This window comes from Bradyrhizobium sp. SZCCHNR1017, from assembly GCF_032381375.1.
GTDB lineage: Bacteria > Pseudomonadota > Alphaproteobacteria > Rhizobiales > Xanthobacteraceae > Bradyrhizobium.
The window spans coordinates 663164-675958 of record NZ_JAUHIR010000002.1; the positions used below are offsets into that span (position 1 = coordinate 663164).

At 66.2% G+C, this 12795-nt stretch carries 10 protein-coding genes and 1 pseudogene; 9 read left to right on the forward strand and 2 right to left on the reverse strand.

Annotation, left to right across the window (positions count from 1 at the left end):
* Window positions 1-60: 60 nt before the first annotated feature.
* Window positions 61-831: an enoyl-CoA hydratase gene (locus QW863_RS08635; RefSeq protein WP_315714441.1), complete on the reverse strand. Its 771-nt coding sequence runs from the start codon at window positions 829-831 to the stop codon at window positions 61-63.
* Between the two features lie 154 nt (window positions 832-985).
* Here QW863_RS08635 and QW863_RS08640 point away from each other — a divergent pair, with 154 nt between their 5' ends.
* The 9 genes and pseudogenes from QW863_RS08640 to QW863_RS08680 all read left to right on the forward strand — a co-directional run bounded on the left by QW863_RS08640 (window position 986) and on the right by QW863_RS08680 (window position 11251).
* A complete protein-coding gene (locus tag QW863_RS08640) occupies window positions 986-1642 on the forward strand; it encodes a TetR/AcrR family transcriptional regulator (protein ID WP_315714440.1) in 657 nt (218 codons plus the stop codon).
* A gap of 186 nt (window positions 1643-1828) precedes the next feature.
* Window positions 1829-3325, forward strand: coding sequence for a CoA-acylating methylmalonate-semialdehyde dehydrogenase (locus tag QW863_RS08645; RefSeq protein WP_315714439.1), 1497 nt, complete (start codon window positions 1829-1831; stop codon window positions 3323-3325).
* Window positions 3326-3509: 184 nt separating this feature from the next.
* On the forward strand, window positions 3510-4655 hold the full coding sequence (locus QW863_RS08650; RefSeq protein WP_315714438.1) for an acyl-CoA dehydrogenase family protein: 1146 nt from the start codon (window positions 3510-3512) through the stop codon (window positions 4653-4655).
* On the forward strand, window positions 4652-5728 hold the full coding sequence (locus QW863_RS08655; protein WP_315714437.1) for an enoyl-CoA hydratase/isomerase family protein: 1077 nt from the start codon (window positions 4652-4654) through the stop codon (window positions 5726-5728). Before QW863_RS08650 ends, QW863_RS08655 begins: the two co-directional genes overlap by 4 nt.
* Before the next feature lie 10 nt (window positions 5729-5738).
* Window positions 5739-6647: pseudogene (mmsB, locus tag QW863_RS08660) on the forward strand (3-hydroxyisobutyrate dehydrogenase); the annotation flags it as partial.
* The gene (locus tag QW863_RS08665) at window positions 6647-8377 is read left to right on the forward strand and encodes an AMP-binding protein (RefSeq protein ID WP_315714436.1); all 1731 of its coding nucleotides are present in this window, start codon (window positions 6647-6649) and stop codon (window positions 8375-8377) included. The pseudogene mmsB and the gene QW863_RS08665, both read left to right, overlap by 1 nt.
* Window positions 8378-8383: 6 nt before the next feature.
* The gene (locus QW863_RS08670; protein ID WP_315714434.1) at window positions 8384-8860 is read left to right on the forward strand and encodes a MaoC family dehydratase; all 477 of its coding nucleotides are present in this window, start codon (window positions 8384-8386) and stop codon (window positions 8858-8860) included.
* Between the two features lie 132 nt (window positions 8861-8992).
* Window positions 8993-9910, forward strand: a complete 918-nt coding sequence (locus QW863_RS08675) for an SDR family NAD(P)-dependent oxidoreductase (protein WP_315714433.1) — start codon at window positions 8993-8995, stop codon at window positions 9908-9910.
* A gap of 96 nt (window positions 9911-10006) precedes the next feature.
* Entirely contained in the window at window positions 10007-11251 is a 1245-nt protein-coding gene (locus tag QW863_RS08680) for a TIGR03862 family flavoprotein (RefSeq protein WP_315714432.1), read from the forward strand.
* Window positions 11252-11678: 427 nt separating this feature from the next.
* Here QW863_RS08680 and QW863_RS08685 read toward each other — a convergent pair whose 3' ends face one another.
* Window positions 11679-12758 (reverse strand): D-TA family PLP-dependent enzyme, encoded by a 1080-nt coding sequence (locus QW863_RS08685; protein ID WP_315714431.1) that lies wholly within the window; start codon window positions 12756-12758, stop codon window positions 11679-11681.
* Window positions 12759-12795 lie beyond the last annotated feature (37 nt).

A 12795-nucleotide genomic window follows, 5' to 3' on the forward strand; every position in this document is an offset into this window, starting at 1 on the left:
ACCGTCGTGAAGCTGGCGCGAGGCTGCCGGGATCTGCGAGGCGAGACTTGGAGAAACTTGCTATCGCTTGCGGTCGATGAAATGTTGCATCAGCCGTTTCGGCTCGTCGGTGAGGAACGACCGTCCGAAGGCGCCGATCGATATCTCGATGGACTCCTTCAGCGGCAGCTCCTCCCATTGCCGCAGCAGAGCCTTCTGCGTCCGCAGCGCTTCGGGACCGCAGGCGAGCAGGGATGCCACGGCCTTCTCGACCGCGATGTCGAGTTCTCCCTCGGCGGCGACGGCATCGACGAGGCCCCAGGCGAGAGCGGTCGGCGCGTCGATCGTCTCGGCCGTCATCAGCAGCCAGCGCGTGCGGCCCCAGCCGATGAGACGTGGCAGCAGCGCGGCATGAATGACCGAGGGAATGCCGACACGCACCTCGGGCATGCCGAACTTGGCGTCGTGTCCCGCGACACGGATATCGCAGGCCGCTGCGACCTCCAATCCGCCACCCAGACACCACCCCGGCATCCGCGCAATCACGGGGGCAGGAAAATGTCGCACCGCTTCGCAGAGCCCGGCAAGTCGCGAGATGAAGGTTTCCGCTGAAGCCTGGTCCAGCGTTGCCATCTCCTTGATGTCGGCGCCGCCGATCATGCTCTTCCCGCTTTCGCCGGCCAAAACGAGAACGCGAATGGCGGCGTCGGAGGCGAGCGATCGCAGCCCGGCTTCCACGTCGAGAATCGCCGCCGAACCGAGAATGTTGAGCGCGCCTGCATTGCAGATCGTCAGCCGAACGACGCCTTGGCCGTCACGACTCACGCCGCAGTGGGAATTGAGCATGTCCATGGTCGTCCTCGTCGGGTTCCTGGGCAACAGGGGTGTGCCGGGAATAAATCAGGCCAGCGAAGTTGATTTAGATCAACTCGAATTCATCAAATAGCTGCAGCGAGCAGGACGCAGAGCTGTTATAGTATGACCGCAGACATTCAATGGGACGGCAATGCGTTACTCTCCGGAACACAAGGCGGAAACCCACGCGCGGATCGTGCGCAAGGCATCGGTGCGGCTGCGCGAGCGTGGCGCTCATGGTGTCGGGGTTGCAGACCTGATGAAGGAGGCCGGACTGACTCACGGCGGCTTCTACGCGCATTTCGATTCGCGCGAGGCGTTGGTCGTGGAGGCGTTCGGTTATGCGATCGATCGTTCGATGGAGCATTGGCGCAAGCTGCTGGACCAGTTGCCGCCGCAGAAGCGGCTCTCGGCCATCGTCGACGGCTATCTGTCCGCCGGCCATCGCGACGATGTCGGTCACGGCTGCGCGGTTCCTGCGCTCGGAGCGGAAATCGCCCGCGAGAGCGCCAAGACCCGCAAGGCCTTTGCTGCGAAGCTGGAAGAGTTGATCGACCTGTTCGCTGAGTACATCGTCGACGTACCGGCCAAGACTGCGCGAAAGCGGGCTTCGGCGATGCTCGCGACGCTGGCGGGGACGCTCGTGATGGCGCGACTCATGGGCAGCGGCGAATTGTCAGACGATATCCTGAACTCCGGGCGCGAGGTGGCGCTGGCCGTCGCCAGCGGAGGTGGGCCGGCGGGCAGGGCACCTGTGCGGGCACCCGCAAAAAGGCCCGTGAAGAAGGTGGTAGCCGCGAAGCGCTGATCCGTCGCGCGGCTCGGATGCGGGACGCGGCACGCTGCACGCCGCGGGGTCTGCCGTGATCGTGCCGACCGAGCGAAGGGGCGGCATTTTCGCAGCGCCGATCAGCGCTTAGACCCTTCCCAAACGCCGCAAAGACTGCAAGATGCCGGCCAATTCGGCACTGCTTACCCCTGCGGAGGATACCCCATGCGTTCGATCGGTCATTTTATTGGCGGCAAAGAGGTCAAGGGCACGTCTGGACGGACGGCCGATGTCTTCGAGCCCATGACCGGCGACGTTCAGGCCAAGGTCGCGCTGGCGTCCCGCGCCGAGCTCCGGGCCGCGGTCGAGAACGCCAAGGCGGCGCAGCCGGCCTGGGCCGCCACCAATCCGCAGCGCCGCGCGCGCGTCATGATGAAGTTTCTGGAGCTCGCGCAGCGCGATTACGACCAGCTCGCCGAGCTGCTGGCCCGCGAGCACGGCAAGACCGTTCCAGATGCCAAGGGCGACATCCAGCGCGGCCTCGAGGTGGTTGAGTTCGCCTGCGGCATTCCGCATTTGATGAAGGGCGAGTACACCGAAGGTGCCGGTCCGGGCATCGACATCTATTCGATGCGCCAGCCGCTCGGTGTCGTTGCCGGCATCACGCCGTTCAATTTCCCGGCGATGATTCCGATGTGGAAGTTCGCTCCCGCCATCGCCTGCGGCAATGCCTTCATCCTGAAGCCGTCGGAGCGCGATCCGGGCGTGCCGATGAAGCTCGCCGAGCTGATGATCGAGGCCGGTCTGCCGCCGGGCATCCTCAACGTCGTCAACGGCGACAAGGAGGCGGTCGACGCCATCCTCGAGGATCCGGACATCATGGCGATCGGCTTCGTCGGCTCGTCGCCGATCGCGCAGTACATTTATGAGCGCGCCGCCGCCCACGGCAAGCGCTGCCAGTGTTTCGGCGGCGCCAAGAACCACGCCATCGTGATGCCCGACGCCGATCTCGACCAGGCCGTCGATGCGCTGATCGGCGCCGGCTACGGCTCGGCCGGCGAGCGCTGCATGGCGGTGTCGGTTGCGGTGCCCGTCGGCAAGACCACGGCCGACCGGCTGATGGAGAAGCTGATCCCGCGCGTGGAAAGCCTCAAGATCGGCACGTCAGTCGACCCATCGGCCGATTTCGGCCCGCTGGTCACCCGCGAGGCGGTCGAGCGCGTGAAGAACTACGTCGACATCGGCATCAAGGAGGGGGCGACGCTCGCCGTCGACGGCCGCGGCTTCAAGATGCAGGGCTATGAGAACGGCTTCTACATGGGAGGCTGTCTGTTCGACAACGTCACCAAGGACATGCGGATCTACAAGGAGGAGATCTTCGGGCCGGTGCTGTCGGTCGTTCGCGCCAAGGACTATGCCGAGGCGCTGGCGCTGCCGTCGGCGCATGATTACGGCAACGGTGTCGCGATCTTCACCCGCGACGGCGACGCCGCGCGCGACTTCGCGGCCAAGGTCAATGTCGGCATGGTCGGCATCAACGTGCCGATCCCGGTGCCGATCGCCTACTACACCTTCGGCGGCTGGAAGAAGTCCGGCTTCGGCGATCTCAACCAGCACGGCCCGGATTCGATCCGCTTCTACACCAAGACCAAGACGGTCACCTCGCGCTGGCCGTCCGGCGTCAAGGAAGGCGCGGAATTCTCGATCCCGCTGATGAAGTGATGAGATGAACTGACAACAGTGGGAGCCCGCTAGGGCTCCCACTCCGTCATCGCGAGGAGCGGAGCGGCGAAGCAACCCAGGCTGCCTCCGCGGAAAGACTCTGGATTGCTTCGCTTCGCTCGCAATGACGGAGTGTGAAGAGGCGCCACTGCCAACAAACAAGACCAGGAAACGCGGAGAACGGATGCAGTTCGCTCTCGACGAGGATCAGATCGCGGTGCGCGACATGGCGCGCGCCTTCGCGGCGGAGAAGATCGCGCCGCATGCGCTGCGCTGGGACGAGGAGAAGCATTTTCCCGTCGATGTGATGCGGGAGGCCGCAAGCCTCGGCATGGGCGGCATCTACATCCGCGACGATGTCGGCGGCTCGGGTCTCAGCCGGCTCGATGCGGCGCTGATCTTCGAGGCGCTGGCGACGGGCTGCCCCACAGTGTCGGCCTTCATCTCGATCCACAACATGGCCTCATGGATGATCGACACCTTCGGTACCGAGGCCCAGCGCCAAGCTTACCTGCCGAAGCTCTGCGCCATGGACCTGATCGCGAGCTATTGCCTCACCGAGCCGGGCGCGGGCTCCGATGCGGCGGCGCTGCGCACGCGCGCGGCGCGCGAGGGCGACGACTACGTGCTCAACGGCCAGAAGCAGTTCATCTCCGGCGCGGGCGCCACGGATATCCTCGTTGCGATGGTTCGCACGGGAGCCGACGGTCCCGGCGGCATCTCGACCCTGGTGATCGATGCCAATACCCCCGGCGTGTCGTTCGGCGCCAATGAGCGCAAGATGGGCTGGAACGCGCAGCCGACCCGCGCGGTGATCTTCGAGAATGCGCGCGTTCCGGTGGCCAACCGGCTCGGCGAGGAGGGCATCGGCTTCAAGATCGCCATGGCCGGGCTCGACGGCGGCCGCCTCAACATTGCCGCGTGCTCGCTCGGCGGCGCGCAGGCGGCGCTCGACAAGACGCTGGCCTATACGAAAGAGCGCAAGGCGTTCGGCAAGCGGCTCGACGAATTCCAGGCGCTGCAGTTTCGCATCGCCGACATGGCAATCGAGCTGGAGGCGGCGCGCACCTTCGTCTGGCGCGCGGCGGCTGCGCTCGACCGCAAGGATGCTGACGCGACCATGCTGTGCGCTATGGCCAAGCGCTTCGGGACCGATGTCGGCTTCGAGGTCGCCAACCAGGCGCTGCAGCTGCATGGCGGCTACGGCTATTTGAGCGAATACGGCATCGAGAAGATCGTGCGTGACCTGCGCGTGCACCAGATCCTCGAAGGCACCAACGAGATCATGCGCCTGATCGTGTCGCGCAAGCTGATCGAGGCGGCGCGATGACCGAGGCTATCGAAGGCGACCTGATCGTCCGCCGCGAAGGCTCGGCCGGCATCATCCGGCTGAACCGGCCGAAGGCGATCAACGCGATGACGCTGGAGATGTCGATGGGCATCGACGCCGCGCTGGATCGGTTCGAGGGCGATCCGGCCGTCGCAATTGTCGTGCTCGAAGGCGCGGGCGAGCGTGGACTTTGTGCAGGCGGCGATATCCGCGGGCTCTATGAGAGCTCGAAGACGAATGGCGATCTCGGCAAGGTGTTCTGGCGCCAGGAATACATCATGAACGCGCGCATCGCGGCGTTTCCAAAACCCTATGTCGCCTATATGGACGGGCTGGTGATGGGCGGCGGCGTCGGGCTGTCGGCGCATGGCCGCCACCGCATCGTGACCGAGAAGACCAAGCTCGCAATGCCCGAAGTCGGGCTCGGCTTCTTTCCCGACGTCGGCGGCACCTGGCTCTTGTCGCGCGCGCCCGGCGAACTCGGCGCCTATTTCGGCCTGACGGGGCAGACCATGAACGGGCCCGATGCGATCCATGCGCGCTTTGCCGATGCCGTGGTGCCGACCGAGAAATGGCCGGCGCTGCGCGAGGTCCTGACCAAAGTCAGGCCGGGGACGCTGTCGATCGAGATCGACCGGCTGATCGCAGGCTTCGCGACGTCGGAGACGTCCGGCCCGGTGGCGGCGCAGCAGGCCAAGATCGACGCCTGGTTCGCCCATGACAGCATGCACGACATCTTTGCCGCCTTGAAAGCGGACGGCTCGGAGCTCGCGTTGGCGACGCTGAAGACGCTGCAGGAGAAGTCGCCGCGCGGCATGGTCGTGACGCTCGAGCTGCTGCGACTGGCACGCGGTGCGGCGTCCCTGGAGGAATGCCTGGTGCGCGAGTATCGTGCGGCGCTCGAAGTGTTCCGCAGCGACGATTTCCGCGAGGGCGTGCGTGCGGCGATCATCGACAAGGACCGCAATCCCAGATGGTCGCCGCCTGATGTCGATCAGGTGACACCGGACATGCTGGCGCCATATCTTGCCGAGATTGGCGCCGACGAGCTGACCTTTCCGCAGAGCAGATAACAATCAGGTCGAGGGGAGAGAACGAACCATGGCAACGATCGCATTCATCGGCCTCGGCAACATGGGTGGACCAATGGCCGCCAACCTGGTCAAGGCCGGCCACAAGGTGGTCGCGTTCGATCTGGTCGAGACCTCGCGCGCCCAGGCCAAGGCCGATGGCGCCGAAATCGCCGACAGCGCCGTCGCCGCGGCCAAAAGCGCCGATGCCGTCGTCACCATGCTGCCGGCCGGCAAGCATGTGCAGGCGGTCTGGAACGAGGTCGTGCCGGCGATGTCCAAGGGCGCGCTGATCATCGATTCCTCGACCATCGACGTCGAGAGCGCGCGCGCCGCGCATGCGCTGGCCACAAGGCACGGCATCGCCGCCGTGGACGCGCCGGTGTCCGGGGGCACCGGCGGCGCCAAGGCCGCAACGCTTACCTTCATGTGCGGCGGCGAGGAGAGCGCGTTCGCTGCGGCCAAGCCGATCCTTGAGAAGATGGGCAAGAAGATCGTCCATTGCGGCGGCGCCGGCGCGGGGCAGGCGGCCAAGATCTGCAACAACATGATCCTCGGCATTTCGATGATCGCGGTCAGCGAGGCGTTTGCGCTGGGTGAAAGGCTCGGCCTGTCGCATCAGGCGCTGTTCGACGTCGCCTCGACCTCGTCGGGGCAGTGCTGGTCGCTGACATCCTATTGCCCGGTGCCGGGCCCAGTGCCGGCTTCGCCCGCCAACAACGACTACAAGCCCGGCTTTGCGACCGCGCTGATGCTGAAGGACCTCACGCTGTCGCAGGACGCCGCCAAGGCCGCCGGCGCGGCGACCCCGCTTGGCCAGCACGCGCAGGAGATCTACAAGGCGTTCGAGGCCGCCGGCCATGGCGGCGTCGATTTTTCCGGGATCATTCAGCACGTTCGCAAGCTCGCCGGGACCACCTGATGACGACATTCAAGGACGCACGCGCGTTTCTGCTGGCGCATCGCACCGACTACGATGCGGCCGTGAAGGGTTTCCGCTGGCCCGATGCCGTCCCGTTCAACTGGGCGCTCGACTGGTTCGATGCCGAACTCGCGTCCGATCCGGAGAGCCGCGACCGCACCGCGCTTTGGATCTTCGACGCCGCGCAGGACCGCCAGACCAAGCTGTCGTTTGCGGCGTTGTCGCGCCGCTCCAACCAGGTCGCGAATTTCCTGCGCGCGCAGGGCTTGAAGCGCGGCGACCATCTGCTGCTGCTGCTCGGCAACGTCGTGCCGCTGTGGGAGACGATGTTGGCGGCGATGAAGCTCGGCGTCGTCGTGATCCCCGCGACGACGCTGCTGACCACCGACGAGTTGCGCGATCGTCTGGAGCGCGGCCGCGCCAAGGCCGTGGTCGCGGCGCAGGATCAGGTTGCGAAGTTCGCCGATCTGGGCGCCGATGATCTCGTCCGCATCGTCGTCGGCGCGCCGGCGGCACCTGCCGGCTGGCTGCCGTTCGAGCAGGCGGCCGGCGTAGCCGAGGCGTTCACGCCGGATGGGCCGACGCAGCCGGATGATCCGATGCTGCTCTATTTCACCTCGGGCACCACGGCCAAGCCGAAGCTGGTGCGGCACAGCCATCGCAGTTATCCGGTCGGCCATCTCTCGACCATGTACTGGCTCGGCCTGCAGCCGGGCGACGTGCACCTCAACATCTCCTCGCCGGGCTGGGCCAAGCATGCCTGGAGCTGCTTCTTCTCGCCCTGGAATGCCGGCGCCACGGTATTCGTGGTCAATCAGCCGCGCTTCGACGCCAAGGGGCTGCTCGCGATCATCAAGCGCTGCGGCGTCACGACGCTGTGCGCGCCACCCACGGTGTGGCGGCTGTTCATCCAAGAGCATCTCGCCGACTTCAAGGTCTCGCTGCGCGAGGCCTGCGGCGCCGGCGAACCGCTCAATCCGGAGGTGATCGATCAGGTGCGTGCCGCCTGGGGGCTGACGATTCGCGACGGCTATGGCCAGACCGAAACCGCGGCGATCGTTGGCAACTCGCCGGGCCAGAAACTGAAGATCGGCTCGATGGGGCGGCCGCTGCCGGGCTATCGCGTCGAGGTCGCCGACATCGACGGCAATCTCTCCGGCGAAGGCGAGATCACGCTGGCGCTCACCGGCGAGCGTCCGGCCGGCCTGATGCAGGGCTATCAGGGCGACGACGGTCAGCTGTCCGGCGCCGATGGCATGCGCTACCGTACCGGCGACGTCGTGTTCCAGGACGATGACGGCTATCTCACCTTCGTCGGCCGCTCCGACGACGTGTTCAAATCGTCCGACTACCGCATCTCGCCGTTCGAGCTGGAAAGCGTGCTGCTGGAGCATGAGGCCGTCGCCGAGGCTGCCGTTGTGCCGTCTCCGGATCCCATCCGTCTTGCTATACCGAAAGCCTATGTGTTGCTGACGGCGGGCGCGGAGCGCTCGCGCGCCACGGCGCTGTCGATCTTCACCCATCTGCAGGCGCGCCTGGCGCCATTCAAGCGCATCCGCCGGCTCGAGCTCGTGAGCGAGCTGCCGAAAACGATCTCCGGAAAAATCCGCCGGGTGCAGCTGCGCAGGCTGGAGCACGAGGACAACCGCACGGACCATCTGCGCGGCACGGAATTCAAGGAAGAGGATTTCCCGGAGTTGAAAACGAGGCCATCCGGGCACGAGGTGTAGGAACGCATGAACAAGATCTGGAAGAAGCCGCCGATTTCGCTTGCAGCCTATCAGGCTATGGTCGGCCAGGAGATCGGCGTGTCGTCATGGCACGTGCTCGATCAGAAGCGCATCGACACCTATGCCGACGTGATCGAGGATCATCAGTTCATTCACGTCGACCCCGAGCAGGCCAAGGCGACGCCGTTCGGCACCACGATCGCGCACGGCTTCCTGACGATGTCGCTGCTGTCGGTCATGTCCTATGAGGTCATGCCGGCGATCGAGGGTACGGCGATGGGCGTGAACTACGGCTTCGACAAGCTGCGCTTCATCTCGCCGGTGAGATCGGGAAAACGCGTGCGCGGCCGCTTCGTCCTTGCCGAAGCCACTCTGCGCAAGCCGAAGGAGCTGCAGTCGCGCACCAACGTCACGGTCGAGATCGAGGGCGAGGACAAGCCCGCGCTGGTCGCCGACTGGATCGGACTCATCTATCTGAGCTAACTCACCTCGTCACAACCCACCCTTCGTCATCGCCGGGCTTGACCCGGCGATCCATCAAGTCCGAGAGTCTTTCGAAGTGGATGGATGCCCGGGTCGAGCCGGGGCATGACGAGCGACAAATAGGAACGACACATGGCAATCAGATTCGACGGACGCGTCGCCATCGTCACCGGCGCAGGCAATGGTTTGGGGCGCGCGCATGCGCTGGGGCTGGCGAGCCGCGGCGCCAAGGTCGTGGTCAATGATTTCGGCGGCGCGCGCGACGGCACCGGCGGCTCGATGACCGCGGCGGAGACGGTGGTCGAGGAGATCCGCAAGGCCGGCGGCACCGCGATGGCCGACGGCGCCGACGTCTCGAATTTCGAGCAGGTCACCGCGATGGTGGAGCGCGCCAGCAAGGAGTGGGGCAGCGTCGACATCATGTGCGCCAATGCCGGCATTCTGCGCGACAAGTCGTTCGGCAAGATGGAGGTTGCCGATTTCGCCAAGGTGCTCGACGTGCATCTGGTCGGCAGCTTCTACTGCTGTAAGGCGGTGTGGAACGGCATGCGCGAGCGCAACTACGGCCGCATCGTGCTGACGACGTCGTCGTCCGGCCTGTTCGGTAATTTCGGCCAGGCCAACTACGGCGCGGCCAAGACCGGCATGGTCGGCCTGATGAACGTGCTGGCGGAGGAGGGCCGCAAGACCAACATCCGCGTCAACATCATCTCGCCGACGGCTGCGACCCGCATGACCGAGGAGCTGCTGCCGCCGCAGGCGCTGCAGCTGATGAAGCCGGAATCGATCACGCCCGCGGTGGAATATCTGCTCAGCGAGGACGCGCCCACGCGCACCATCATGGGCGCGGGTGCGGGCTCGTTCGCGGTCATCAGGATCCTGGAGAGCGAGGGCATCAACCTGCCGCCGGAGGAGTGGACGCCGGACGCGATCGCCGCGCATTTTGCCGAGATCAGCGACATGTCGAAGGCGCGGGCGCTGCAGGGTGCGTTCGAGCAGACACAGAAATACGTCGGTCAGGCCGCAGCGCGGCTGGGGATCAAGCTGTAAGGCACCATACGCATCGCACCCTCCGCCGTCATGGCCGGGTCAAGCCCGGGCATGACGACCTGTTGTGTGGTGACGCCATGGCCCTAAACTCCAGTCATGACCTTATCCAAGCAAGTTGCCGTCATCGGAGCCGGGCCGGCCGGGCTGATGGCGGCCGAGGTGTTGGCTGAGGGCGGTGCCGCCGTCACCGTCTACGACGCGATGCCGTCGGTCGCGCGCAAATTCCTGATGGCAGGGCGCGGCGGCCTCAACCTCACCCATAGCGAAGAGCTGTCCGCCTTCCTGTCGCGCTATCGCGAGGCGGCGGCGTGGCTGGAGCCGGCCATCCGCGCGTTCCCGCCGCAGCGGCTGCGCGACTGGTGCGAGGCGCTCGGCGAGCCCACGTTCATCGGCTCCTCCGGCCGCGTGTTTCCGACCGCGATGAAGGCCTCGCCGCTGCTGCGCGCGTGGCTGCGCCGGCTGGCCACGCAGGGTGTGCGCTTCGAGCTGCGGCATCGCTGGACCGGCTGGGACGAGGCAGGGCGGCTGACATTCGAGACACCGGCAGGACTGCGCGCGATCACGGCCGATGCGACCGTGCTCGCGCTCGGCGGCGCCAGCTGGCCGCGGCTCGGCTCCGACGGGGGCTGGGCATCGCTTCTCGCCGCGAAGGGTGTCGCGATTGCGCCGCTGCGGCCGGCCAATTGCGGCTTCACTGTCGCCTGGTCGGACATCTTCCGCGGCCGCTTCGAAGGCCAGCCGCTCAAAGGCATCGCGCTGTCGTTTGCTGATCGCAGCGTCCGCGGCGAGGCTATCGTCACGCGCGACGGCATTGAAGGCGGCGCGGTCTATGCGCTGTCCGCCGAGTTGCGCGAGGCAATCGCTCTGGAAGGCGCGGCCATTCTTGACGTCGCGCTGCGACCCGATCTTGCGACCGCCGATCTGGTCAAGCGGCTGTCAGCGCCCCGCGGCAAGCAGTCGTTCTCGAATGTCCTGCGCAAGGCGCTGCAACTGTCCCCCGTCGCGATCGGCCTGCTGCAGGAGGCGGCAAAAGCGCAAGGCCTGTCGCTGTCATCGCTGTTGCCGGACCGTCTCGCTGCACTGATCAACGCCGTGCCGATCAAGCTGACGGGCACCGCCGGACTGGCGCGCGCGATCTCCAGCGCCGGCGGCATCGCGCGTGACGAACTCGACGCCGACTTCATGCTCAAACGCCTGCCCGGCGTGTTCGCCGCCGGCGAAATGCTCGACTGGGAAGCCCCGACCGGCGGCTACCTGCTGCAGGCGTCGTTTGCGACCGGGGTCGCCGCGGGGAAGGGCGTGTTGAAGTGGCGTGCGGGGGAAATGGCAGGCAATGTCTGACCAGCTTCCCGAGCCCTGGTCTTGGATGACGGACGATCAGCTCCGTGCCGCGTTCGAAGAAGAACTTGCGCGCGAAGTAGGTCCCAATCATGCGCTGGCTAATCGGTCCCTCAGGATCGTCGCCCGACGCGAGGACTGCGACGACGTTCTTGTAGCGCTCGGGGGAGGCTGCGTGGCTCAAGTCCATTTGACGTGGACACGGCGCCGCGAGCTTGATCCTCGCTGGCCCGAGGCCGTCATCTACGATTCCATGGAAGATTGGCGGAACAGTTGCAGTGAATAGCCGAGCGGGCGGCCACAAACACCGTCGTCATTCCGGGGCGCCCGGAGGGCGAGCCCGGAATCCATAACCACGATCGGGCGTATGGATTCCGGGCTCAGCCGCTAGTGCGGCTGCCCCGGAATGACGCTGCGAGAGAGTTTCGCCCTACCGCAGCTTGCCGCGGGCGGCGACCGGCAGCGTGCCCAGGATCTCCTCGCCGCGGACCATGACGACCTCGTCCATCATGTTGACGACGACGCAGACGTGGTTGGGGATGATGCGCACGACGTCGCCGACATTGGGACGGGTATTGCTGCGCGACAGGTCGAGGAAGCCGTGCTCCTCGGCGAAGCGCGCGATCTTCGCTTCCGGGTGCTCCAGGATCAGTCCGTGGCCGTCGAGGCCGCCGGTATCCGTCGTCAGCGTCTTAGAGCCGGCGTCGAGGATACCGCGCTCCGGTGCAGCGCGGCTGACGACGGTCGAATAGATGTGCAGCGCGCAGTCGTCCCAGGTCGCGACACCGGCGGCGACCTGCATGCGGTCGTTGTAGATGTAGGTGCCGGGCCGATGCTCGGTGGCGCCCTTGAGCTTGCCGAGATTCTTCAGGTTGGGCGAGCCGCCGGTCGAGACGATGGCCGCGTCCAGCCCGTCGGCGCGGACGCCGGCCAGCGCCTCGTCATAGAACCGCTGCGTCTCGTCCCAGCCGGTCTCGGTCGGATACAGCATGAAGCCGGCGAAGCGCAGGCCGTCTGACGCTGCGATCTGGCGCGCGAGCTGGATCGCTTCCGTCGGCGTCTCGACGCCGGCGCGCTTGCGCCCAGTGTCGCATTCGACCACGACCGAGAGCGTGCGGCCGGATTGTTTTGCCGCCTGCGGCAGGCCGGCGATCACGGTCGCGTTGTCGGCGGCGACCGTCATGTCGGCCTTGGCTTGCAGCGCGGCGAGGCGTGCCATCTTCTCCTCGCCGATCAGGTTGTAGCTGATCAGGATATTGTCGATGCCGGCACCCGCCATGATCTCAGCCTCGCCGATCTTCTGGCAGGTGATGCCTTGCGCGCCCGCCTCGATCTGCAGCTTCGCGAGCACCGGGCTCTTGTGCGTCTTGATGTGCGGCCGGTTGGCGACGCCCGCGGCCTCGCACTGGGCCTGAATGCGCGCGATGTTGCGCTCGACCCTGTCCATGTCGATGACGGCACAGGGCGTGCCGTACTCCCGGGCGATCCTGGCGGCGAGCGGGGTGGTCATGTCATTTACTCCATGTTGCCGTCATTGCGAGGAGCGA

Excerpts from the sequence above, each read along its gene's own strand:
- QW863_RS08635 (WP_315714441.1), bottom strand. The coding sequence starts at position 831 with ATGGACATGCTCAATTCCCACTGCGGCGTGAGTCGTGACGGCCAAGGC.
- QW863_RS08640 (WP_315714440.1), top strand. The coding sequence starts at position 986 with ATGCGTTACTCTCCGGAACACAAGGCGGAAACCCACGCGCGGATCGTG.
- QW863_RS08645 (WP_315714439.1), top strand. The coding sequence starts at position 1,829 with ATGCGTTCGATCGGTCATTTTATTGGCGGCAAAGAGGTCAAGGGCACG.
- QW863_RS08650 (WP_315714438.1), top strand. The coding sequence starts at position 3,510 with ATGCAGTTCGCTCTCGACGAGGATCAGATCGCGGTGCGCGACATGGCG.
- QW863_RS08655 (WP_315714437.1), top strand. The coding sequence starts at position 4,652 with ATGACCGAGGCTATCGAAGGCGACCTGATCGTCCGCCGCGAAGGCTCG.
- QW863_RS08665 (WP_315714436.1), top strand. The coding sequence starts at position 6,647 with ATGACGACATTCAAGGACGCACGCGCGTTTCTGCTGGCGCATCGCACC.
- QW863_RS08670 (WP_315714434.1), top strand. The coding sequence starts at position 8,384 with ATGAACAAGATCTGGAAGAAGCCGCCGATTTCGCTTGCAGCCTATCAG.
- QW863_RS08675 (WP_315714433.1), top strand. The coding sequence starts at position 8,993 with ATGGCAATCAGATTCGACGGACGCGTCGCCATCGTCACCGGCGCAGGC.
- QW863_RS08680 (WP_315714432.1), top strand. The coding sequence starts at position 10,007 with ATGACCTTATCCAAGCAAGTTGCCGTCATCGGAGCCGGGCCGGCCGGG.
- QW863_RS08685 (WP_315714431.1), bottom strand. The coding sequence starts at position 12,758 with ATGACCACCCCGCTCGCCGCCAGGATCGCCCGGGAGTACGGCACGCCC.